The sequence below is a fragment of the Succiniclasticum sp. genome (genome assembly GCF_056977735.1).
The window spans coordinates 219653-242502 of record NZ_DBMCWA010000002.1; the positions used below are offsets into that span (position 1 = coordinate 219653).

General features: G+C 50.7%; 20 protein-coding genes. 3 read left to right on the forward strand and 17 right to left on the reverse strand.

Features of this window, described 5'->3' with window-relative positions; all coding sequences use genetic code 11:
- Positions 1-136: 136 nt before the first annotated feature.
- The 6 genes from codY to ACZOWY_RS02185 form a co-directional block, all read right to left on the reverse strand.
- Positions 137-910: a GTP-sensing pleiotropic transcriptional regulator CodY gene (codY, locus tag ACZOWY_RS02160; protein ID WP_484392521.1), complete on the reverse strand. Its 774-nt coding sequence runs from the start codon at positions 908-910 to the stop codon at positions 137-139.
- A gap of 32 nt (positions 911-942) precedes the next feature.
- Positions 943-1860 carry a tyrosine recombinase XerC gene (gene xerC, locus ACZOWY_RS02165; protein ID WP_484392552.1) on the reverse strand — a complete coding sequence of 306 codons (918 nt, stop codon included), beginning with the start codon at positions 1858-1860 and terminating at the stop codon, positions 943-945.
- Between the two features lie 238 nt (positions 1861-2098).
- On the reverse strand, positions 2099-3436 hold the full coding sequence (gene trmFO, locus ACZOWY_RS02170) for a methylenetetrahydrofolate--tRNA-(uracil(54)-C(5))-methyltransferase (FADH(2)-oxidizing) TrmFO (RefSeq protein ID WP_484392522.1): 1338 nt from the start codon (positions 3434-3436) through the stop codon (positions 2099-2101).
- A gap of 39 nt (positions 3437-3475) precedes the next feature.
- Positions 3476-5719, reverse strand: coding sequence for a type I DNA topoisomerase (gene topA / locus ACZOWY_RS02175; RefSeq protein WP_484392523.1), 2244 nt, complete (start codon positions 5717-5719; stop codon positions 3476-3478).
- Positions 5720-5874: 155 nt separating this feature from the next.
- A complete protein-coding gene (gene dprA, locus ACZOWY_RS02180) occupies positions 5875-6981 on the reverse strand; it encodes a DNA-processing protein DprA (RefSeq protein WP_484392524.1) in 1107 nt (368 codons plus the stop codon).
- 195 nt (positions 6982-7176) lie between these two features.
- The gene (locus ACZOWY_RS02185; RefSeq protein WP_484392525.1) at positions 7177-8430 is read right to left on the reverse strand and encodes an MGDG synthase family glycosyltransferase; all 1254 of its coding nucleotides are present in this window, start codon (positions 8428-8430) and stop codon (positions 7177-7179) included.
- A gap of 176 nt (positions 8431-8606) precedes the next feature.
- Between ACZOWY_RS02185 and hydF the strand changes: the two genes are divergently transcribed.
- On the forward strand, positions 8607-9899 hold the full coding sequence (gene hydF, locus ACZOWY_RS02190) for a [FeFe] hydrogenase H-cluster maturation GTPase HydF (protein ID WP_484392526.1): 1293 nt from the start codon (positions 8607-8609) through the stop codon (positions 9897-9899).
- Positions 9900-10262: 363 nt separating this feature from the next.
- Here hydF and ACZOWY_RS02195 read toward each other — a convergent pair whose 3' ends face one another.
- Entirely contained in the window at positions 10263-10697 is a 435-nt protein-coding gene (locus ACZOWY_RS02195) for a YadA C-terminal domain-containing protein (protein ID WP_484392527.1), read from the reverse strand.
- Between the two features lie 615 nt (positions 10698-11312).
- On the opposite strand from ACZOWY_RS02195, the gene ACZOWY_RS02200 reads away from it, so the two are divergent.
- Positions 11313-11822, forward strand: coding sequence for a hypothetical protein (locus tag ACZOWY_RS02200; protein ID WP_484392528.1), 510 nt, complete (start codon positions 11313-11315; stop codon positions 11820-11822).
- A gap of 374 nt (positions 11823-12196) precedes the next feature.
- Here the strand turns inward: ACZOWY_RS02200 and ACZOWY_RS02205 are convergent, their stop codons facing one another.
- Positions 12197-12901, reverse strand: a complete 705-nt coding sequence (locus ACZOWY_RS02205; protein ID WP_484392529.1) for a TVP38/TMEM64 family protein — start codon at positions 12899-12901, stop codon at positions 12197-12199.
- A 128-nt stretch (positions 12902-13029) separates the two neighbouring features.
- Positions 13030-15105, reverse strand: coding sequence for an ATP-dependent DNA helicase RecG (gene recG / locus ACZOWY_RS02210; RefSeq protein ID WP_484392530.1), 2076 nt, complete (start codon positions 15103-15105; stop codon positions 13030-13032).
- Between the two features lie 178 nt (positions 15106-15283).
- Here recG and rpmB point away from each other — a divergent pair, with 178 nt between their 5' ends.
- On the forward strand, positions 15284-15472 hold the full coding sequence (gene rpmB, locus ACZOWY_RS02215) for a 50S ribosomal protein L28 (protein ID WP_484392531.1): 189 nt from the start codon (positions 15284-15286) through the stop codon (positions 15470-15472).
- A gap of 322 nt (positions 15473-15794) precedes the next feature.
- Here rpmB and ACZOWY_RS02220 read toward each other — a convergent pair whose 3' ends face one another.
- The 8 genes from ACZOWY_RS02220 to ribH all read right to left on the reverse strand — a co-directional run bounded on the left by ACZOWY_RS02220 (position 15795) and on the right by ribH (position 22744).
- Positions 15795-16268, reverse strand: a complete 474-nt coding sequence (locus ACZOWY_RS02220; RefSeq protein WP_484392532.1) for a zinc-ribbon domain-containing protein — start codon at positions 16266-16268, stop codon at positions 15795-15797.
- 54 nt (positions 16269-16322) lie between these two features.
- Positions 16323-17858, reverse strand: coding sequence for a ribonuclease Y (rny, locus tag ACZOWY_RS02225; protein WP_484392553.1), 1536 nt, complete (start codon positions 17856-17858; stop codon positions 16323-16325).
- A gap of 270 nt (positions 17859-18128) precedes the next feature.
- A complete protein-coding gene (locus ACZOWY_RS02230) occupies positions 18129-18635 on the reverse strand; it encodes a regulatory protein RecX (RefSeq protein WP_484392533.1) in 507 nt (168 codons plus the stop codon).
- Positions 18598-19671, reverse strand: coding sequence for a recombinase RecA (gene recA, locus ACZOWY_RS02235; RefSeq protein WP_484392534.1), 1074 nt, complete (start codon positions 19669-19671; stop codon positions 18598-18600). Before recA ends, ACZOWY_RS02230 begins: the two co-directional genes overlap by 38 nt.
- A gap of 149 nt (positions 19672-19820) precedes the next feature.
- Complete coding sequence (locus tag ACZOWY_RS02240) at positions 19821-20855, reverse strand: 3-deoxy-7-phosphoheptulonate synthase (protein WP_484392535.1); 1035 nt, start codon at positions 20853-20855, stop codon at positions 19821-19823.
- A 34-nt stretch (positions 20856-20889) separates the two neighbouring features.
- Positions 20890-21303 carry an amino acid-binding protein gene (locus tag ACZOWY_RS02245; RefSeq protein ID WP_093729532.1) on the reverse strand — a complete coding sequence of 138 codons (414 nt, stop codon included), beginning with the start codon at positions 21301-21303 and terminating at the stop codon, positions 20890-20892.
- 16 nt (positions 21304-21319) lie between these two features.
- Positions 21320-22267, reverse strand: a complete 948-nt coding sequence (hslO, locus tag ACZOWY_RS02250) for an Hsp33 family molecular chaperone HslO (RefSeq protein WP_484392536.1) — start codon at positions 22265-22267, stop codon at positions 21320-21322.
- Between the two features lie 15 nt (positions 22268-22282).
- On the reverse strand, positions 22283-22744 hold the full coding sequence (gene ribH, locus ACZOWY_RS02255; RefSeq protein WP_484392537.1) for a 6,7-dimethyl-8-ribityllumazine synthase: 462 nt from the start codon (positions 22742-22744) through the stop codon (positions 22283-22285).
- Between the last annotated feature and the right edge of the window lie 106 nt (positions 22745-22850).

Sequence of the window (22850 nt, forward strand, 5' to 3'; positions counted from 1 at the left end):
ATGTAAAACCACGCCGGTACATCAGCCAATATAGACCGGTCAGCAGCACTCCGGCCACCGACCAAAAATAGAAAAAACTTCTCATAGTTTACTGGTTGTTTCCCCTGTGCTTTAAAAACAATTAAAAAAGTTTACATCAATCATTCTGATTCCGGATCTCATCCAGCAAAAACTCATTTTTAACCTTAATGTACGTACCCTTCATCCCCAGCGATTTGGTCTCAATCAGGTTGGCGCTTTCAAACTTACGCATGGCGTTGACGATCACGGAACGGGTTATGCCGACCCTGTCCGCAATTTTTGACGCGATCAGGATCCCTTCCGTACCTTTCAGCTCTGCCAGGATATTGACGATCGCTTCCCATTCGGAGAAGGAAAGAGTGGAAAACGCGATCTGTACCATAGCCTTTTTACGCGCGTTTTCCTGGACCTGTACCTCGCGTTCCCGCAAAATTTCCACACCGATAACCGCCGCCGCATATTCAGCCAGCAGCAGATCATCGTCATTAAAATCCCTGTCGTAACGAGCCAGAATCAGGGTCGCAATGCGATCGCCACTCCCGTTAACCGGCACGATCGTAGTCCGTTTCTCTCCATACATACACTTTTTGTCATCAACAAAGGAACATTTCTGCTCCTTATGGCTGATGTTGGAATTGGTTTCCGTCGTTTCACTGACAAATTCCATATACGTTTCCGGAAAACGCTGGCCGGCCAGCACCAGATCACGCATAATATCACATTCAAATTCATCCAGCAGACTATAACCCAAAATAGATCCGTCTACATCGATCACATAAACATTGCTGTCAATCAGATTTTTCAGCAATGACGCAACTTCTTTGTATTTGACACGTTCCCCGTTCTGCATCAGTTTGTTCAGTTTACGGGCCTTTTCAAGCAATTTCATTCGCGCACCTCCATTTGTAATACCTTTGTTGCTTACGCTCTCGGGAAATTATTCTGATATACTTTATTGATTCGTTCATTCGTAATATGGGTATAGATCTGGGTCGTGGACAGGCTTGCGTGTCCTAACAGTTCCTGGACCGCCCTCAAATCGGCCCCATGCTCCAGCAGATGTGTTGCAAAGGTATGCCGGATCGTATGGGGACTGACATTTTTCTGAAATGCCAGTTTCTGCACATATTTATCCAGAATCCGGCGTACACTGCGGTCTGTCAATACCCCGCCCCGGTTATTTACAAAAACATACTGATGCTCTTTTTCATGGTATTTCTCCATCAGGGGCGAGCGGCTTTTGGCATAATAACGAAGAAAAGCCTCTTTACAGGTATGCCCGATAGGAACGATACGGTCTTTATTCCCCTTACCGTGCAGCAGGACAAACAGTCCGCTCAGATCAACATCCGATAACCGGAGACCCGCCAGTTCCGAAACACGGCACCCGGTCGCATACAACATTTCCAATACAGCCTGATCGCGTAACCCTAACGGCGTCGTATCGGGCAGCTCCAGGAGGGAATCAATCTCCGTTTCCTCCAGAAAAACCGGAAGCCGTTTATCCAGCTTCGGCGTACGTACCTTTGTAAAGGGATTCTGCCCTACATACTCTTCACGCAATAAAAATTTATAAAAAGAACGCAGGGAAGAAATGCGCCTGGCGATGGTCCGTCTGGCATAATTTTCGTGGTTGAGCCAGGCAAGATACGAACGGATATGAATGACCTGAACCTCATTCCAGTTGAAATCTTTTCCGGCTTTACCGGCCATAAACTGTTCAAAATCAGAAATATCCCTCCGGTAATTTTCCCCGGTCAGCCTGGAACCATTCTTCTCAACCAGCAGATAATTATAGAATTTTTCAGCCCACTCACTTCGCAGCTCTGCCTGTGACAATTGCTTCACTCCTCAACAATGCTGCCAATCCTCTGACTCTCATAACACCATTGATATACGGTTTATATTCTATATCTGTGAAATTGAGTCAATTTATACTATCATGAATTTAGAAAATAAGCAAACTTATTTTTTTAAAACAATAATAAATTTTTTGAAAATTTAAATTTGAAGTTTAAATTTGTATATTTTGTCCTGTAGTTGCCGAAACGTTCCAATATACTCTAATGGCAGATAATTACAGTGTGGAACAACGGATACTAACCTGCTCCAACGCCTGCAGCGCCCGCTGGGACAACAGTTCATTCCGGAATCTTCTTTTGCGTACCCGTTTCTCCAGGGCTGGCATAATACCGTAATTCACATTCATCGGCTGGAAATCCGTTATGGCCGGATTGCTGATATAATGGGCCAGGGCTCCCATGGCCGTAATGTCAGGAAAATCAACAGGCGGCAGCCCTTTCAGCGCACAGACAGCCTGAATTCCCGTCATCAGGCCGGAAGCTGCCGACTCCACATACCCTTCCACCCCGGTCATCTGTCCGGCAAAAAAGAATCTCGGGTCTGTCCGGAGCCGGAAATCTGCATTCAGCAATCGGGGGGAATTCAGATATGTATTTTTGTGCATCACGCCGTAACGCACAAACTCCGCATTCTCCAGGCCGGGAATCATCCGGAATACGCGTTTCTGTTCAGGCCATTTCAGATGGGTCTGGAAACCCACCAGATTGTACAGGGTACCCGCTGCGTTATCCTGTCGCAGTTGCACCACCGCATACGCCTCTTTTCCGTTGCGGGGATCCCGCAGCCCGATTGGCTTCAGCGGGCCGAACCGCATGGTATCTTCGCCCCGGTATGCCATCTCTTCAATCGGCATGCATCCTTCAAACACGTTGTGCTCAAAATCTTTGATTTCAGCCGTTTCCGCGGACTTCATCGCTTCATAAAACGCAAGATACTCTTCTTTTGTATAGAAAGGACAGTTAAGATACGCTGCCTCCCCCTTATCATAACGGGATGCACGGTAAATGATATCGTAATCCAGGGAATCACTTTCCACAATGGGAGCTGCCGCATCAAAGAAATGCAGATATTCTGCCCTGATGATGCGTTGAATGGCCTCGCTCAGCGCAGGAGAAGTCAGCGGGCCGCTGGCAAAGATCACCAGCCCCTCCAGATTCTCCGGCTCTGTCACTTCTTCTTCCACTACCGTAACCAGAGGATGTTCCCGGATAAAACCGGTCACGGCCCTGGCAAACAGTTCCCTGTCTACTGCCAGGGCGCCGCCCGCCGGCACCTGGTTGGCGTCAGCCGCCTTCATAATAAGTGAATCGAGCCGCCGCATTTCCTCTTTCAGAAGACCCACAGCATTTTCCACGTTACCGGCCCGAAAGGAATTGCTGCAGACCAGTTCCGCAAAATATTCGGTTTTATGGGCAGGACTTGATTTTCCCGGACGCATTTCATGCAGAATGACCGGGATGCCCCGCTTTACAATCTGCCAGGTTGCTTCACTGCCGGCAAGTCCTGCGCCGATCACATGTACCGGCAGGCTCGGATAAATTGCTTCTGTCATCACGTTCTCCTGTCAACGTATTTGTACTATACAGACACGTTACGCTTCCGTCTTTTTAACGGCTGGCTTTCTGCCCCTTTTCTTTGTTCCGGTCGTTTTGGCTTTAGCCTTCCTGCCGGCTTTCTTTTTGGCCGCCGGTTTTTCTGTTTCTTCAGCAGCATCTCCTGCCAGCAACGAAGCAGTCGTCACCTTTTTCCTGCGTCCGACCCGTTTCGGAGCGGCATTCGTGCATTCCGGATCAGAGCAGAAGTATTTCACTTTCCCATTCCCTTCTATCCGTTCCAGCAGCTGTTTGCCGCAGACCGGGCAGGGTTTGTCGGTAGGCTTATCCCAGGAGGTAAACTCGCAGACAGGATAATGTTCACAACCATAGAACACACGGCCTGTCTTTGTTCTGCGCTGTGTTACCTCGCCCCCGCAGTTCGGGCAGGGTACGCCTATCTTTACCAGCAGCGGTTTGGTATTATGGCACTGGGGGAAACCGGAGCAGGCCTGGAACTTGCCAAAGCGGCCTTCGCGGATGACCATATCCTTGCCGCACAACTCACATTTTTCACCGCTTAACTCCAACGGAGGCGGATCTTTCGGGATCACCCTGTCCGCTTCTTCCAGCAGCTGTTCAAAAGGTTTATAGAAATCCGCCAGCGTCTTTTCCTTATCGACCTGATGGGCTGCAATGGCATCCAGTTCATTTTCCATACGGGCAGAATACGGAATATTGATGATATCGCCGAAATGGCCTGTCAGCATATCTGCCACTTTGACACCCAGTTCTGTAGCCATCAGTTTTTTGCCTTCCCGCGCTACATAGCCCCGGGTCTGGATCGTCTGGATAATAGGAGAATACGTAGAAGGACGTCCGATGCCTTCTTCTTCCATTTTCTTAACCAGGGATGCTTCTGTATAATGCGCCGGCGGTTCGGTGAAATGCTGTTCACCGGGCAGCACTTTATATAAGGTCAGTACGGTACCGGATTTAATAAACGGAACCTCTGCCTGCTTCTCTGCATTCATTTCTTTCTTATCCGCCAGACGCAGATGACCGTCAAAAGTCATGACCGAGCCGGTGGCTTTCAATTCATAAGCCCCGGCCGCAATGGTCAGCGTTGTCTGTTCGTACACCGCCGGTGTCATCTGGCTTGCTATGGTACGGTCCCAGATCAGTTTGTAAAGCCGGAACTGCTCTTTTGTCAGGTATGGTTCCACTTCGGAGGGAGTCCGTGTAACGGACGTAGGACGGATTGCTTCGTGGGCATCCTGCGCGTTGCTCTTGTTACTGAAAACATTCGGTTTTTCCGGGCAGTATTCCCCGCCGAAAAGCTGCGTGACCAGTTCGCGGGTTGCTGTCACAGCCTCGTCCGCCAGCCTGGTGGAGTCTGTTCTCATGTAAGTAATAAGACCGGCAGAGCTTTTGCCGACGCTAACGCCTTCATACAGCTGCTGGGCCACCATCATCGTACGACGGGTCGTGAAATTCAGCTTATGGGACGCTTCCTGCTGCAACGTGCTGGTGGTAAAAGGCGGTAACGCCCGGCGGGAAACCGTTTTACGGAACGCTGCTTCCACCTTATAGCTCGCCTGTTTCAGATCATTTTCTACTGCCAATGCTTCCTGGGCGTTATGAACTTCCAGTTTCACGCCGTTCTTCTTGCTTGCTTCTGCTTCAAAAAGAGGAGCTTTCGCCTCTTCACGCAGTTTTGTTTTGATGGTCCAGAACTCTTCCGGTACGAATTCGGCAATGGCCTTATCCCTGTCTGCAATAATCTTGACCGCTACAGACTGCACGCGGCCCGCGCTTAATCCTTTACGTACTTTGCGCCACAGCAGCGGGCTCAGTTTGTAACCGACAAGGCGGTCGATGATGCGGCGGGTCTGCTGGGCATCTACCATTGCCATATTGATGGAACGGGGATGCTTTAACGCTTCCTTCACCGCACCGGATGTAATTTCATGAAACTCGATCCGGCAGGGGGATTTATCATCCAGACCCAGAATATGGGCCAGATGCCAGCTGATGGCTTCCCCTTCCCGGTCAGGGTCAGTTGCCAGATACACTTTATCCGCCTTGGCTGCTTCCGCCTTTAACTCGCGGATCAGGTCTCCCTTGCCACGGATATTGATATACTTTGGTGTGAAATCATGCTCCACATCCACGCCCAGCGTGCTCTTGGGCAGGTCACGCAAATGACCCATGGACGCCTTTACCGCATAATTTTTTCCCAAAAATTTAGTGATCGTCTTTGACTTGGTCGGTGATTCCACAATGATAAGATTCTTTTTCATATATCCTCCCGTAAAAAATTTGGGTAATGACCATTTTATACAGAATCAGCCTGACGGCTGAAACAGCTAACTCGCACGTGCTTTATACTCACGTTTTATTTAAGGAAAACACGGATTGATCCGCAGGCACGCTGTCCGGCGCTTTTCGCGGGCCGTCAGGTGCAAAGATAGCGTTGACCGGAATCCATCTGTACTAACCCCATCAGCTGCAGTTCCAGCAGCAGGACGCTGGCCTCTCCAACGCCAAAACCGGTGGCTTCCACCAGTTGTTCCAGCGTCTGCGGCCCCCGGGTCAGCAGGTCCAGTATCTTTTGCTGCTCTTCGGAGCATTTGCCCAGCGGCGCACCGCTGTTAAGTCCCGCAAACAGATTGGAATGGGCACTTCCGCATAATTCCGGGAAAACCTCCTCCAGAATATCCTCTGGGGAATCAACCAGACGCGCCCCCGCCTTGATCAGCCTGTGGGGGCCGGCGCTTTTATCCGTAAAGATGTTGCCGGGAATGCAGAACACCTCGCGTCCCTCATCCATGGCAAACTCTGCCGTGATCAGCGCCCCACTCCGCTTCGCAGCCTGTACCAGCACAATACCCTGGCAGATTCCGCTGATGATCCGGTTGCGTTCCGGAAAACGAAACCGATCCGGCTGTGTTCCGGGCGGATACTCTGAGATAAGCGCGCCGTTTGCTTCGATTTCCTCAAACAGCTTACGGTTCTCAGGCGGATAAACAATATCCGGACCGCAGCCCAATACTGCTACCGTCTTTCCCCCGCCCTGCAGCGCCCCTTCATGGGAAGCTGTATCGATTCCTTTCGCGCCCCCGCTGACAACCGCCACACTGGCCGTTGCCAGCGCCCTGCCAAAACAGGCCGCTGCCTTTTTTCCGTAGGCGTCGGCCATACGGGAGCCTACCATACCTATACTGTACCGGCAGTCCGGCAGTGTTCCTTTCACATACAAAACGGCCGGCGGGCGCAGAATCCGCTTTAAGCGCTCCGGATAAGCGGAACTGCCAACAGGAACAACCGAAATATGCAACTTCTCACACTGCTCCTGCAACAGTTCCGGAAGCTTTCTGTTCTTCCTGTTGCATTCAACAAATTTTACAGTACGTTCCGGTGAAAGGATTCCCGTAGCGAGAATGTCCGCTTCCTCCGCCTCATACAGATCCTGTGGGCTGCCAAAAGACCTGACCAGCGCAAGCAAATGCGCCGTATCAATTCCTTTGGCAGCTCCCAGTGCAGCCCAGTAAAAACGTTCCATTAAACCGCCTCTTTTCTTAAATTTGGGTGCCCTTACATGCCCTGTTCAATTTTCAGTGTTACTTTATATACATAGCACAACGGATGTCATAAAGTCAATGTGTTTTTCATTTTTTCTTCATTAAAATAGTAAAAAAACTGTAAAATATCCGGAATAAAAAAAGCATCAGCAAAACAGCGGGAATACGGGCGGGAATCAGCTGTTCCGCAGTTTGTCAGTGAGCTCCGCAACCCGTCCCGCCGCAGCACGGCATCCGTAACGCTGTTTCCGTGTGTTCTGCCTTTGCAACCGCTCCGGAAGGGAAACCTTCCTCTCACGTTCCAGATAATCATCCAACTGCCGGATATCCGTTACTGCCGCAGCTCCATACTCCTGTTGGAAAAATGCCGTGTTTCCCTGCTCCTGCCCGGGAAGAGGATGATAGATCAAAATATTTGCTCCGCACTCCAGGCATTCCGCAAGAGAGACCCCGCCGGCTTTGGTAATGACCACATCCGCCGCCTGCATGAGCTGCGGCATTTCGTCGGTAAAGCCAAGTACCGTCAGACGGGAGATATATTTTTGATTTTGAAGTGGATCGCCATTTGCAGGAACCTCAGCGGCCCCGGTCGCTTCCGTTCCCCCCTGCGTGCCGGGAAAAGCCTCCCGCATCGCTTCCAGTTTCTTACGCAATCCTTCGTTGTGCCCGGTAACCGCCACTACATAAATATCTTTAAACTTTTCGTTTTGCAGGCTCCACACAATCTCTTCCATGGGCAGCATACCGCCACCTCCGCCTGCCAGCAGGCAGACAAAGGCATCGGCAGGCCAGCCGTACCTGTTGCGCGTTTCCTGACGTACTGCCGCAATTTCCTGTTTTTCCGTAAACCTGCCGCGCACCGGAATGCCCCAGCCATAAAGTGCCGGCAGCGTGTTAGAATGTCCTGCTGCAGAATCAATCTGTCCGAACAGTTTTTCATCCGCCACAAAATACGCGTCCACCCCCGGACACACAAGCCAGCGGTGCACGGTGAAATCCGTCACCACAACCCCCAGCCACAGGCTGGTGTCATATTTCTGTTTATACATTGAAAGAATTCCCGTAGGCGTAGCATGGGTACTGAATACGGCATCGGGTTTTACCTCTTCGATAAATGGTTTGCCCAGACGCAGCAACATTCCGTTGATCAGGTTGCGCATCCATAAAGAACCGCCTCCCTGATTGCTCCAGCGGTAGGATAAAGCGTACAGCCAGGGACAAACAGCCAGGACTGTTTCATAAAATTTCAGAAACGCCTTCCCGATGAATGACGGGAAAAAATCAAATACGTTCCCCTGCACCACTTCCACGTTTTCCAGGCAAAGCAACGCTTCCTCCAGCGCAGCGGCAGCCATCCGGTGACCACTGCCAATAGGGGCGGAAAGGATCAGTATCTTCAGTTTTTTATTTCTGTTTACGTTATTGTCCATACGCTGTCACACTCTGTTGCCGGTTTGTCATCTCATGGTATAATAATTGAAGCAAACACGCTATACTATACAATATCCTGAAAAATAATGCAATATGCCTTTCGTATTAAATACATCAGACATTATTGTTTTCACCGACTCTTCAAAACCATAACGCAAAGGAAAAGGAGACTTTCATGAGCAGTTTAAATGCAACCCCGGCAGGGGAACGGGTCCATATCGGTTTATTCGGGAAACGCAACGCAGGCAAATCCAGCCTCATCAACGCTCTGACCGGGCAGAAGCTGGCCGTGGTGGCCGACGTGCCGGGCACCACCACCGACCCGGTTTTAAAAGCCATGGAGCTGTTGCCCTTAGGCCCGGTTCTGATGATGGACACCGCCGGCATCGACGACACCGGGGAACTGGGACAGCTCCGCGTTCAGAAATCACTGCAGGTGTTAAACAAAACCGACATCGCCATCCTCGTCATCGACAGCACAACAGGTATTACAGACGAGGATTTGAAACTGTTGCAACGCATCGAGGACAAAGAACTGTCCTGTATCGTGGTGTTTACGAAAGCGGATGCAGTTGACCCAAAAGCGGCAACCGTTTCAAAAAGAGATGCGGCAAAAGGCCCTGCACATAACGGCGCAGCATCATATAAGCAACCGGCAACAAAACAAAACGTCATCCCTTCCACAGTACCGCAGATTTCCGTCAGCTCCACCACAGGGCAAAACATCCGGGAACTGAAAGAACTGTTGGCCCACCTGGTTCCCCAAAAGAAAGCGCCTTTTCCCATCTGCGCCGACCTTATCAGACCGGAGGACACTGTGTTGCTGGTGACCCCCATTGACAGCGCCGCGCCCAAAGGCCGTCTCATCCTGCCCCAGCAGCAGACCATCCGCGACATCATTGACAGAGACGCTGTGGCTGTCATCACAAAGGAAAATAATGTGCGCAACGCATTGGAAAACATGAAAAAGCCGCCGGTAATGGTCATTACCGACAGTCAGGCATTCGGGAAGGTCAATCAGGCGGTACCGGAAGAAATCAAGCTTACCTCTTTTTCCATTCTGATGGCCCGTCACAAAGGCAACCTGAAGCAGGCCGTTTTGGGCGTGGCAGCACTGAAGCAGCTTCAGGAGGGAGACAATGTACTGATCTCCGAAGGCTGCACCCACCACCGCCAATGCGGGGACATCGGCACCGAAAAGCTGCCAAAATGGATTCAGGACTTTACCGGAAAACAGTTTCACTTCTCCTGGACCAGCGGCACAGAATTCCCTGCAGACCTGTCCATGTACAAACTGATCATCCACTGCGGCGGCTGCATGCTGAACGAGCGGGAAATGCAGTACCGGTACCGCTGCGCCGCCGACCAGAACGTGCCTATGACTAATTACGGGCTGTGTATCGCTTACACCCACGGAATCTTAAAACGGTCGCTGAGTGTGTTCCCTGATTTGGCTGAAAAATTGTAAAGATTTGAAACAATATAACTGCAAAAAAGGACACCGCAAAACCGGGGACGGTTGTTATTCCATGGATTCATTCGTCTGTGGCTTCGAAACTCGAGGCTTCGCCTCTCAATGGCTCGTGCGCAACGCATCACGCTATGCCTTCGGCTTGCGTTCTGCGGCGCACTGCAAGTAGATAAAAGCATCCAATCAGCTTCGCCCTATGGGCTTGCTTCTTGGGCTTTTATCGTAACAGTCTCGCCACGACGACGAATTTCATCTCATGGAATTACACAACCGCCCCCAACGTTTTGCTTTTGTCTTTTTTTTGCAGTATTTGTTGTTGAAATTGCTTACATCCGATCACCCCGATGTAACCTTATTATATTACTTTGCCAGTTTTGCTTCTAACGCTGCCAGTCTTGCTTCCAGAGTCTGAATTTTTTCTTCCTGTTCCGCAATCTTCTTCGCCATGGCCACCTTGCTGGTGGTCACGCCTTTATCCAATGCGAAGCTCACACCGACATTCAGCAGGTTTTCTCCGTTGCCCATGCTGAACATCACCTGATCGTTGGGACGGTAGAACATGCCTAATGCCATGGCGTTTTCACTCCGGTAATTGCCAAAGCCCGCGCCCATGGTGAACTTGCTGTCCGTATCCAGCGGATGCAGCGCCGCCAGGGCTGCCGCGCCGGCACCGACTTTCTCCACCTTGACGTCCAGATTGCTGACGCGCGTGCCGAGGGCCGCCATATCCGCACCGGTTGCTCCCGCGAGGGCTGCAACCTGCGTATCCAGTGCGCCATCAGTAACCACATCCACCGCATAGGTCTTGGCATTCCCGTCCGTTCCTTCCGTTACCGTCGTATTTGTGCCGGCTATAACTTTTACAGACTCTTTCGCCAGATCGCGGACTACCGTCTTGCCATCTTCGGAAATATTTTCATTATAGTAAATAATTTCGAAGGGCGCAATTATTTATCACGTTTTTCCTTTACGCCGTTCGCTTTCCACATTATCCTGTTTCAAATGTATCAAGTTTTATTATCGGCGATATTTTTTCCAAGATACCCGGTCAATTAAAAAAGCCGCGCGCCGGACATATAACCGGTACACGGCCTGCTTATAAAAAGATATTCAAGGACAAATACGTTTTACAATTTTTTTAAAAAACTGGTTTCGTTTTTGGAACTTCGTCGGATATATATAGTGAAACGTGAAATTTTTCATAAAAAAGCATTTGAATTTTTGGCGGCTCAATCGGTTATACAAGTGAGAGTATTTTTTTCAAATTTACTTAAGATTTCGTTACCCCTTCGGGAGAATATAAGTGAGGAACTAAATTTTAAGTAAATTTTGTGCCGTTTTTTCCGTCTCGTTTGATTATATAAGTAGAGGGTAATTTAAATTAAACATATCACAGGAGGTTTTAACACAATGGAGCAAACCGAAATTCTGAAATTGATGGCCCTGCCCCTGACCGGAGCGGGCAACGCGGAACGACTGCAGGCTTTGCTGGCAAAAGACTGGCGGTACGTGCCCCAGATCAGGTACTGGGTGCGGTGGAACGGACGCTTCTGGCAGGAGGAAGAAGAGAAGTTTCTCATTGCCTTCGGCCCCGGCGGTTGCGGCAAGGGCACCTTCTTTGAAACCGTTGCGGCGGTCATGGGCGGTTTCAAAGCGGTCATCCCTGTCGACACGCTGCTGGCCGGTACGTTTTATACCAACGGGGAAGGTCCCACGCCGGAGCTGGATGAACGTACGGAACCCAGTCTGGGTTATTTGCAGCACACCAAGGCCATGGATGATTTCAACAAATGGCTGCTTATTGGCGGCAACGTGAAATGGAACCGCAAGCGTTTTTCCGAAGCCATGAAGAGCCACGGGAAGATGAAAGTCCGCCGGGGCTGCGGTTACTGCTATCCGGATCTCTGTCTGAAGATGTGAAGCCAGTTGCGCTGTTATTGTTCGATGAAGCGGAAGCGGCAACGATTTCCTGCAATGCACTTTCGTGCAGCAAAATGTATTTTCTGCTGAAAAAATGCACCGGGACAAACCCAGTCCCCGTGCCGATGCAGAGATATCGAATGTACTTTGTGTACTTTTTTTGGTGCAATCCCCTATATATTTTTCTTTTTATTAAGAATCACCAATAAAAAAGTACATTACGTACACTGACATAACAAAAAGCCTGCAACCGTGCAGATTGCAGGCGATGTACTTTTGATGTACTTTTTGTAGTTTGTGCAGTTTTTTGGATTGTTGGAGCATTTCACACATGCAATTAACAAAACAAAATGTTGTCAGTATAATGCTTTTCGTTATTTTTCCTTAAACAGCTTCTTCTTCCCAATATAGAACACCACTGCCACCACGATTACAAGAACGGTTAAGCGCGCCATGCTCTCCCGGAAGTGTACCACGTCGTGTCCGATGACCACTTCCAGCGCGGTGGAAGGAAATTTACCGATCAGGTTGGCGATGATGTAGTCCCTTGTACTCATGCGGCTCAGGGCACCGACGGCGGTCAGGATGCCGGAAGGAAAATACGGCAGCGCCCGGGCAAAGGTCATCCAGATGATGCCGTTCTTTTCACTGGCCTTGTCAATATCCTGCAGGCGGTTGGCCTTACGGATCAGTTTTTCCGCTGTGTTACGGAAGAAGAAACGCATCAGCAGAAAACTCAGCACCACGCCGGTAGTCTCCGCCAGCCAGGAAACGGCGATGCCCAGAGGCAGACCGAAAATCAGCCCGTTAGCGGTAGATAAAAAGATAGAGGGAAAGACGCTGCCCGCGTTGATCAGCACATCTATAAAAAAGCTGATAAGAATGGCCCAGTGACCGAAAGAGCGCAGGTATTCCGCCAGCGCTTTCACGTTACCGCTGACGGCCAGACGCCCAGCCGTGTGCACTACTTCGCCGGCAAACAGGTGCAGGCACAGCAGCAACACCAGCAGCAGCACAAGGGCCGCAATCTTGGTCACCCCGTCCGGGTCCTGATACCACTTCTTTTTTTCTTCTGCCATGTAAGGTCTTCCTTCTTGTTTTAATTTACAACAGGGAATGAAACATTGCAAAACGCTGCAACGTTTTAGGGAAAAAATAAAAACCGTTTTTCACAAAACGCGGGCTGGCCTTCTGCATTCAGGAAACGTTACGAATTAAAAATTCCGGCAAAGCGGCTGTCGAACAGATTTGCGGCGCCTTTCAGCATCTCCTGCCGCAGTTCCGTCTGTGCTAATACCCGGATTGCGTCTTTCCGGGCCGCCAGCAGCACGTCCGTGTCTCTCAGTATATCAGCCAGCCGCAGATCCGGCAAGCCGTGCTGCCGCAGGCCGAACAGCTGCCCTGCGCCCCGCAGCTCCAGATCCCGCTGGGCCAGTTCAAAGCCGTCGTTGGAATTGTGCAGCACCGTTAAGCGCGCCAGGTTATCCTGCTCCTGATTGTCTGTCAGCAGTACGCAATAGGACTGCTTGTCGCCCCGGCCTACCCGGCCCCGCAGCTGGTGCAGCTGGGCCAGGCCGAACCGGTCGGCGTTCTCCACGATCATCAGGGTGGCATTGGGCACATTGACGCCTACTTCAATCACCGTCGTGGTCACAAGGCATTTCAGTTTCCCTGCCGCGAAGGCTTCCATAATCTCGTCTTTTTCCGCCGGTTTCAGCTTGCCGTGGAGCAGGCCGCAGGGAATGCTCTTCAGCCAAGTCTTTTTCAGTTCCGCATACACATCGTTCACGCTGCGGATGCCTTCCATGGCTTCCGATTCTTCAATGGAAGCGCAGACTACATACACCTGCCGCCCCGCTTCAATCTGCCGCACCATGCCGGCATACACTTTCTGCCGCATGTCGCCGGTGTAACATAAGGTTTCCACTGCTTTCCGCCCGGGCGGCATGCCCCGCATCACGGAGGTCTCCACATCACCGTAGACCGTCAGCGCCAACGTGCGGGGAATGGGAGTGGCTGTCATGATCAGCACGTCCGGTGCGTAGTCCGATTTATTCACCAGCGCCGCACGCTGGTTCACTCCGAAACGGTGCTGTTCGTCTGTCACCACCAGGGCCAGATGGGCAAACACCACATCTTCCTGCAGAAGCGCATGGGTTCCCACTAAAACATGCAGCGTTCCGTCTGCCAGTTCCTGTAAAATTTCACGGCGTTCCGCAGCCTTGGTATTGCTTGTTAAAATTTTAATTGTGATTCCGGTCCCTTTATAAAAATCCGTCAGTGTCTCCAGATGCTGCTGGGCCAGAATGCCCGTAGGCGCCATGATGCACCCCTGGAATCCGTTTTCCGCCACCTTGGCCAGCGCCAGGGCCGCAATGACTGTCTTACCGCTGCCTACGTCGCCCTGCAGTAAGCGGTGCATGGGCTTCACGTCTTCCATATCGCCGGAAATATCCGCCCATGCTTTTTGCTGGGCTTCTGTCAGTGCAAAAGGCAAATTCTGCAGAACCTGTGTAACAATCTTTCCGTCCCGTGCCAGTTTGATCCCCGGGCGTCCGTCATGATTATGCTCCCGGTTCAGCATCAGCCCACATTGCAGCAAAAACAATTCTTCAAACACCAGGCGCTTTTTTGCCGTACGGAACTTCTCCATGCTTTCGGGGAAATGGATGTTGCTCACCGCTTCGATGCGTGATAAGAATCCGTATTGTCTGCAAATGCTCTCCGGAATCGTTTCCGGCAGCCCATATTCCTTCGCCATCTGTAATGCCTGCCGCACCGCTGCCCGCAGATTCTGCTGGGTCAGCGACTCCGTCAGATTATAAACAGGCAGAATCCCTACCGATTTGTCAAGGTTATCTTCATCACAGGGCTGAAGCAGCACTTCGCTTACTGCCTTGGCCGTCCGGCCCGGTTTCACCCGGCCCGTAACGAGAATCCGGCTGCCCGGTTTAAACCGTCGGGCCTGAAAACGCTGGGCGCCGAAGAGGAACAGTTCCGCGTAACCGGTTTCATCTTTCACGGTAATCACTGCATAGCGCCTGCCACCACCGGACATACGTTCCACGGCCCGCAGGGCCTCCGCTTCAAAAATCTGACGGGAACCGTCTGTCTTCAGTTCTCTGATCGTCGCCAGATGAGAATAATCAATATAACTGTCCAGACGGGGATAAAAACTCAGCAAGTCCCCGATCGTCGCAATGTCCAGACGGGCAAAGGCTTCCGCCCGTTTGGACCCGATTCCCTTTAAGGCGGTAATCGGTTTTTGCCACCAGTTTTCCATAAACACCCGTCCTTCCTGCAACAATCATTATCATATTATTTAGATTATAGCACTATTCCTTCTTTTTTCTTTGACATTTTTGAAAAATGCTTGCTTTTCAATTCCACTTGTGGTAAGATACTCATGTTAAATTTTAATTAGTAGCAATATGCTGATTCTGTGAAGGAGGTCGAACCAAATGGCACATATTTGTGAAGTATGCGGTAAGGGCATCATGTCCGGCAACAACGTAAGCCATTCCAACCGTCACACCAAAGCTGCATGGAAGCCCAATGTACAGACTGTACGGGCCATCGTTGACGGCGAAGTGAAACGCGTGAATGTCTGCACCCGTTGCCTGCGTTCCGGCAATGTTACCCGCGCATAATCAGAAATGATACAATAAGCTGTTCTCTTCGGAGAGCAGCTTTTTTGTTTTCCTGCTTTTCTGTTTCCCCAGAGGCAGCAACACGTTTAACAATGATAGAAAACAGCTGTATAGGGAAATAAAAACCGTTGCAGCCGGTAAGACATTGCAAAACCGTTCCCGTTTGCTATTCCATGGATTCATTCGCCTGTGGCTTCGAAACTCGGGGCTTCGCCCCTCAAACAGTCTCGCCACGACCGGCTCATTTCATCTCATGGAATGAAGCAAACGCGCACGATGTTTTGCTTATGCCTTACCGGCTGCAACGGTTTATGTACATTGGTTAATCATCACTCCGGAAAATAGAATCAAAAATGCTCTTCTTCTCATCCGAATTGTCAATCACATCTTCATTGAAATTCAGCCGTGTGCCGCATTCCGGGCAGAATTTCGTATTGGCCCGCACCTTATGCCCGCAGCTCGTGCAACGGATGAACGCCTTCATCTCAATGAGACGCTGTTCATACAGTTTAAAAAACGCATCAACATCACTGTAATCGGGCTTCCATGTATATACTTCAATATATTTTTTATGCTGGTCAAAAAACAGCTGTACTGCCCCGTCTCCCATATCCTGCAGGGTAACATCAAAAAACTTTTTCTTTTTATGACCATGGACGACAAAATGCTCTTCATCCCGTTCATCCACATCAATACCGATATCGTTCAGACAATCAAAGATCAGGTCCCAGGCGTCCCGGAACGCAACTTCATAAATGCGGATATCCTGCACACCGCCAGCTCCTGGTATACGCATACGTTTTCACCTTCTAAAAAATGGCTGCGAGCCTTGCGGAACGCAGCCATACCATTATTTCGCATAGTCAACAGCCCGTGTTTCACGAATGATGACCACTTTGATCTGTCCGGGATATTCCATTTCTTCCTCAATTTTCTTGGATATATCGCGGGCCAGCAAAACAGCTTTCGTATCATCAATGACTTCGGGTTTAACCATGATGCGGATCTCACGGCCAGCCTGAACAGCATAGCACTTTTCCACACCGTCAAAGGATTCGGAAATCTCTTCCAATCGTGTCAGTCGTTTCAGATAACTTTCCAGGGTTTCTCTGCGGGCGCCCGGACGGGCAGCAGATACAGCATCAGCAGCGGCAATCAGTACGGATTCCACGCAATTGGGTTCAATGTCTCCGTGATGGGATCCGATTGCATTGATTACAAATGCGGACTCACGGAACTTTTTGGCAACTTCTACACCCAGTTCCACGTGGGAACCTTCCATTTCATGATCAATCGCCTTGCCAATATCATGCAGGAGGCCTGCACGTTTTGCCAATGTAACATCCACGCCTAATTCAGAGGCCATGATGCCGGCCAGCTGTGCTACTTCAATGGAATGATTCAGCACATTCTGTCCATAGCTGGTACGGTATTTCAAACGTCCCAGCAATTTGACCAGCTCAGGTCTCAGACCGTTGACTCCAACGGTAAAGGTTGCCTGTTCACCGGCTTCCTTGATGTTCTGCTCAACTTCTTTCTGGGCTTTTTCAACCATTTCTTCGATACGGGCCGGATGAATCCGTCCATCATTGATGAGCTTCTCAAGGGCGATCCGGGCAACTTCCCGGCGTACGGGGTCAAAACCGGAAATAATAACTGCTTCCGGGGTATCATCGATAATCAGATCAATGCCTGTCAAAGTCTCCAGCGTGCGGATATTTCTGCCTTCCCGGCCGATGATCCGGCCTTTCATCTCATCATTAGGCAGGTTTACTACGGATACCGTAGTTTCTGCCACCTGATCGGCAGCACAGCGCTGGATGGCCAGCGCGATAATATTACGGGCCTTTTTATCGGCTTCGTCTTTTGCACGCTGTTCCATTTCCTTGATCATAACGGCAGTGTCATGCTGTACATCATCGCGGACTGCGGCCAGCAGTTCCTGCTTGGCGTCTTCGCTGCTCAACCCGGATAACCGTTCCAGTTCCTGCAACTGTCTCTGGTAAAGCGCGTCGACCTTTTCCTGTGCAGCATTGAGTTTGGATTCTTTTACTGTAAGATTTTCTTCTTTCTTTTCAAAAGCGTCAATCTTGCGGTCCAGATTCTCCTCTTTCTGTACCAGACGGCGTTCCTGTCTTTGCAGATCGTTGCGCCGTTCTTTATTTTCACGTTCCATATCGGAACGTAAACGATGAATCTCTTCCTTAGCTTCCATTAAGGATTCTTTTTTCTTTGCTTCAATTGCTTCTTCGGCTTCTTTGATCATGCGGCCGGCTTTTTCTTCCGCTGTGGCAAGCTTGCCTTCCGCAACATTTTTGCGTAACACATAACCTGCGCCGCCGCCAACTGCCAAAGCTACAACTGCAGCAAGCACTGTTTCAATAATTTTCTCTCACCTCCTTCGTTTCTGACATAAAAAATAGGCTACCGATACGGTGGTTCGCCTCGTGAAATACGATTTTTTTAATTATAGGAAATACTGATTAATTTTGCTTACACGATTGGCAACTATAATTGTAATGAAAAATCCTCAAAAAGTCAAGGCGGCGCCGACGAAATGAACCAGCGCCGCCCATAAATTATTGTTGCTTTAAAAGCATTGCAGTGCTTGCAAAAAAGACACCGTGCATTTGGGAGGAGGATGCTTTTTGCTTCTTCAACGGTTTTGCATGGTTTCTTTGGCAAATGCCAGCCCGATACGGATCATAGAAGGCCCGAATCCCCTGGCCGAAAAGTACCGCACCAGTGCCGCTGTGCCCTTTTCCGTTGAACAGTCATATTTATTATCCCGGCGTTTCGCAATTTGTTTATACGCCGCTTCAACGCGCTGCGCCTCTTCTTCTTCACTCAGCATGGATAAAATGACCGGAATGTATGCTTCCCCTACCTGCTTTTTCAGAAGTTCAGCCTGCAAATGCAGCCTGCCATAAACCTTTTTGGCACGCCAGGATGCAAAGACACATCTCGCATACCGTTCTTCGTCTACTAAACCATGCTCTTTCAGCCGGGCAACAACTTCACGGATCAGCCCGGCAGAAGGACAACGTCGTTGCAGTTTCTGTACCAGTTCCTTTTCACCGTGTTCCCGACGGTCCAGCAAACGCAATGCGTATTCGTAAACTTCGTCACTGGTTGTCAGGGATCTGCTGGCGTTCCGGAACATCTGCCGCTACTCCTTCTGCATCCTTCGGAGCCATCAGTTTATTCACTGTGAGCTCGCGGATCCTCGCTTCCACTTCCGCTGCCACTTCCGGGTTATCCCGTAAAAACTCCTTGGCTTTTTCACGGCCCTGCCCAATCCGGACGTCGCCGTATGAGAACCAGGCGCCGCTCTTCTGCAGGATGTCCAGATCCACGCCCAGATCCACCAGGCATCCCGTCCGGGAAATCCCCTGTCCGTACATGATATCGAACTCTGCCTGTTTAAAGGGCGGGGCCACTTTGTTCTTGACCACCTTGACACGGGTGCGGGAACCGATTACATCATTTCCGTTTTTAATGACTTCCACCTTGCGCACTTCCATGCGGATGGTGGAATAGAATTTCAGCGCCCGGCCGCCGGTGGTAGTTTCCGGATTGCCAAACATGATGCCCACCTTTTCGCGGATCTGGTTGATGAAGATCGTGGCGCATTTGGACTTGGAAATAATGCCGGTCAGCTTTCGCAGCGCCTGGCTCATGAGACGGGCCTGCAGCCCCACATGACTGTCCCCCATCTCCCCCTCAATTTCAGCGCGTGGCACCAGCGCTGCCACAGAGTCAATAACGATAATGTCAATCGCACCGCTGCGCACCAGCGCATCGCAGATTTCCAGCGCCTGCTCCCCGTTATCCGGCTGGGAGATCAGCAGGTTGTCAACGTCCACACCCAGACGGCGGGCGTATTCGGGATCCAACGCATGCTCTGCGTCAATAAATGCCGCATAACCGCCCATCTTCTGGGCTTCCGCGATCATGTGCAACGCTACGGTCGTTTTGCCGGAAGATTCCGGACCGTAAATTTCAACCACACGTCCCCGGGGAATGCCACCAACCCCCAGTGCAATGTCCAGAGACAGGGCCCCGGTCGGAATGGTTTCCACATTCATCTTGGCGCTGGCTTCGCCCAGACGCATGATGGAACCTTTTCCGAAATCCTTTTCAATCTGCCGCATGGCGCTGTCCAGCGCCCGTAATTTATCATTTGAAATACCTGCCATAATGAACCTCCTGTATTCACCGAGAACTTTCCTGTATGTATTATACAAACAGAAGTTCGTTTTGTCAACTGTTTCTGATTGAAATTCACCTACCGAAACAGTTCCACAACGGCAGGCATTTTTTACGCCAGACAACTCGGTTTACACACTTACACCATCTCCGCCAGTTCCTGTATCAGGCGTTCGCTCTTTGCCCAGCCCAGACAGGGATCGGTAATAGAACGGCCGTACACGCCGCCGCCGATTTTCTGGTTGCCGTCTTCCAGGTAGCTTTCAATCATAATGCCTTTGACCAGCTGCCGGATATCAGGGGAAACCTGACGGCTGTGCATCACGTCTTTGGAAATGCGGATCTGTTCCAGATATTTTTTCCCGGAATTGGAGTGGTTGGCGTCCACAATGACGGCAGGATTGACGACCTCCCGTTCATGATAGGCATCCAGCAGTCCCTGCAGGTCTTCATAATGGTAGTTGGGCATGTTGTTGCCGAATTTGTCAACATAACCACGCAAAATAGCGTGAGCCAGAGGATTGCCTTTGGTGCGCACTTCCCAGCCATGGAACAGGAAACTCTGTTCATGCTGGGCCGCTTCAATCGAGTTCATCATAACGCCGATGTCGCCGCCGGTTGGGTTCTTCATACCTACGGGAATACCCACGCCGCTGGCAATCATCCGGTGCAGCTGGTCTTCCACGGAACGGGCGCCGATGGCTGCATAGGATAAAATGTCGGAAAGATAACGGTGGTTTTCCGGATACAGGATCTCCTCCGCACTGGTGAGGCCGGTCTCCTGTACGACGCGTACATGCATCTTGCGGATGGCGGTAATACCAGCCAGCATGTCTTCTTTCCCTTCCGGGTTGGCCTGATGCAGCATGCCTTTATAGCCGACACCGATAGTCCGGGGCTTATTGGTGTAGACCCGGGGGATCAGCATCAGCTTGTCTTTTACTTTTTCCTGGACGCCGGCCAGACGGTGAACGTAGTCCAGCACCGCATCCTCGTTGTCGGCCGAACAGGGACCGATCACCAGAATGAAACGGTCATCCGTGCCAGAAAAAATATTTCTGATTTCTTTATCTCTTGCGGTTTTAACAGCTAACGCTTCCGCGCCAAGGGGATAATCCTGCATCAGCTCCTGAGGAGACGGCAGCTTCCGTATGAATTCCATCTGCATTTCCATTTGTATCGCCTCATTCTATTACAAACATTCCCTGTCAGAAACGGTCCAGCAACCGGTAGCCCTTGCCCCGCAGGAAGGTTTCCGTTTCCGGTTCGTCGGTACAGAACACCGCAATGGGCGTACTGTCGCTGCGGTCAAAGGAAATGTACAGATAGCGTATCATCACATTGGCGTTCTGCAGGTCAGAAAGGATCCGGTTCAGCGTGCCCGGCTTATCCGAAGCCATGTCAATGGCAAGGACTTTGTCCAGGCGGCACTGGTAGCCGGCTTTTTCCAACGCAGACTTTGCTTCTTCCGACTTGTCAACGATCAGCCGGACAATGCCGAACTCCGCGCTGTCTGTGGCCAGCATCGTATAAATATTTACATCCGACTGCGCCAGCACGCCCGTTATTTTACTTAACGCGCCTTTCGTGTTGGCCGCAAACAATGAAATCTGATTCAGCATGGTAATCCCCCTCTTTCTATTTTTTTGCCTTTTGCGCAAGCTGTTTAATCTCTTCCCGGGAGAACTCGTACCTTGCATTGCAGTACGGACAGGTAATTTCTGTTTTCTCATCCTCTGCCAGCTGGTTCAGTTCCTTTTTCGGCAGCGTCTGTAGGACGCCTTCCACCCGCTCCCGGCTGCAGCGGCAGCCGAAATGCAGCGGATAACTGTCCAGTATTTCCACTTTCATATCTTTTCCCAGCATTTGGATGATCCGCTCCGGTGTGAAGCCCATGTCGATGAGACTGGAAACATAGGGTGTGTTCCGCACGTTTTTGTCCAGCTGCTCCAGCGTTTCCTCACTGCAGTTGGGCAGCGCCTGGATAAACCAGCCGCCCGCTGCCTGCACATCGCCCTTCTCATCCACTAATACACCCAGGCCTACGGAAGACGGCGTCTGCTCCGATGTATACAGATATCTTGTCAGGTCATCTGCAATTTCACCGTCAACAAGCTCTGCAGTACCGGTAAACGGTTTCGCGCCGGCTGTGTACCGGGTCACGGAAATGGTACCGTTGCCAACTGCGCCGCCTACATCCAGATGACCGTTTTTCGGCGGCAGATACACATCCGGATTGCCGACATAACCCCGGGCAATGCCCCCCTGGGCTTCTCCCGTAATTCCCTGGATTGGTCCGTCACCGGTTACTTTTATCCCGACACCTTCCTCGTTTTTCATAGTGGCAGCCAGCAGCAAAGCGCCGGTCACCGTGCGTCCCAGCGCCGCCGTGGCCAGATGGGACAGATTGTGACGCAAAGACAGTTTACGCACAAGCCGTGTCGTCCGGGCCACATAAATGCGTGCGTCACCTACAGTAGCCCTGGTCAGGATATCGGCTTCACCGATAAATTTTGCTTTCGCAGTGTTATCTTTTTTACTGTTTTCTTCCGTCTTGTTCAACGTATTATTCTTACTCTCTTCCATAATGATCCTTTTCCGTTACAGTTTCTTAAACAGGTTTGCCATTTCGATAGCGCTCATGGCTGCGTCAAAGCCTTTATTTCCTGCTTTGGTTCCGGCACGCTCCACGGCCTGCTGGATATTTTCCGTAGTCAGTATGCCGAACGCCACCGGCACGCCGGTCTTCATGGATGCCTGGGCAACCCCCTTGGCCGCTTCCGCGCAGACGTAATCAAAATGCGGAGTGGAACCGCGGATCACAGCCCCCAGCGCAATCACTGCATCAAACTTACCGCTTTCCGCCAGCTTCTGCGCAGCCAGGGGAATCTCGTACGCACCGGGCACCCAGACCAGAACCACCTCATCGGCGTTGCCGCCCGTACGGCGGATGGCGTCTTCCGCGCCGCCCAGCAGTTTGCCGGTAATAAATTCGTTAAACCGGGATACTACGATAGCCAGCTTTAATCCTTTTGCCGATAACATACCCTCAATTGTTTTCATATTCAATCCTCCTCGTATAATTATTTTTAAGATTAAATAATAGTTGTATTTTATGCCCTTTCTCATTCAATCGGTCTGTCAATACCCATGGTATAATTGCAATGCG

Coding starts and splice junctions, on each gene's coding strand:
- dprA (WP_484392524.1), bottom strand. CDS start 6,981: ATGGAACGTTTTTACTGGGCTGCACTGGGAGCTGCCAAAGGAATTGAT.
- ACZOWY_RS02185 (WP_484392525.1), bottom strand. CDS start 8,430: ATGGACAATAACGTAAACAGAAATAAAAAACTGAAGATACTGATCCTT.
- ribH (WP_484392537.1), bottom strand. CDS start 22,744: ATGAAAACAATTGAGGGTATGTTATCGGCAAAAGGATTAAAGCTGGCT.
- hydF (WP_484392526.1), top strand. CDS start 8,607: ATGAGCAGTTTAAATGCAACCCCGGCAGGGGAACGGGTCCATATCGGT.
- hslO (WP_484392536.1), bottom strand. CDS start 22,267: ATGGAAGAGAGTAAGAATAATACGTTGAACAAGACGGAAGAAAACAGT.
- ACZOWY_RS02230 (WP_484392533.1), bottom strand. CDS start 18,635: ATGTTCCGGAACGCCAGCAGATCCCTGACAACCAGTGACGAAGTTTAC.
- ACZOWY_RS02245 (WP_093729532.1), bottom strand. CDS start 21,303: ATGCTGAATCAGATTTCATTGTTTGCGGCCAACACGAAAGGCGCGTTA.
- trmFO (WP_484392522.1), bottom strand. CDS start 3,436: ATGACAGAAGCAATTTATCCGAGCCTGCCGGTACATGTGATCGGCGCA.
- ACZOWY_RS02205 (WP_484392529.1), bottom strand. CDS start 12,901: ATGGCAGAAGAAAAAAAGAAGTGGTATCAGGACCCGGACGGGGTGACC.
- codY (WP_484392521.1), bottom strand. CDS start 910: ATGAAATTGCTTGAAAAGGCCCGTAAACTGAACAAACTGATGCAGAAC.
- ACZOWY_RS02240 (WP_484392535.1), bottom strand. CDS start 20,855: ATGGAAATGCAGATGGAATTCATACGGAAGCTGCCGTCTCCTCAGGAG.
- recG (WP_484392530.1), bottom strand. CDS start 15,105: ATGGAAAACTGGTGGCAAAAACCGATTACCGCCTTAAAGGGAATCGGG.
- ACZOWY_RS02220 (WP_484392532.1), bottom strand. CDS start 16,268: ATGCGTATACCAGGAGCTGGCGGTGTGCAGGATATCCGCATTTATGAA.
- ACZOWY_RS02200 (WP_484392528.1), top strand. CDS start 11,313: ATGGAGCAAACCGAAATTCTGAAATTGATGGCCCTGCCCCTGACCGGA.
- recA (WP_484392534.1), bottom strand. CDS start 19,671: ATGGCAGGTATTTCAAATGATAAATTACGGGCGCTGGACAGCGCCATG.
- topA (WP_484392523.1), bottom strand. CDS start 5,719: ATGAAAAAGAATCTTATCATTGTGGAATCACCGACCAAGTCAAAGACG.
- rpmB (WP_484392531.1), top strand. CDS start 15,284: ATGGCACATATTTGTGAAGTATGCGGTAAGGGCATCATGTCCGGCAAC.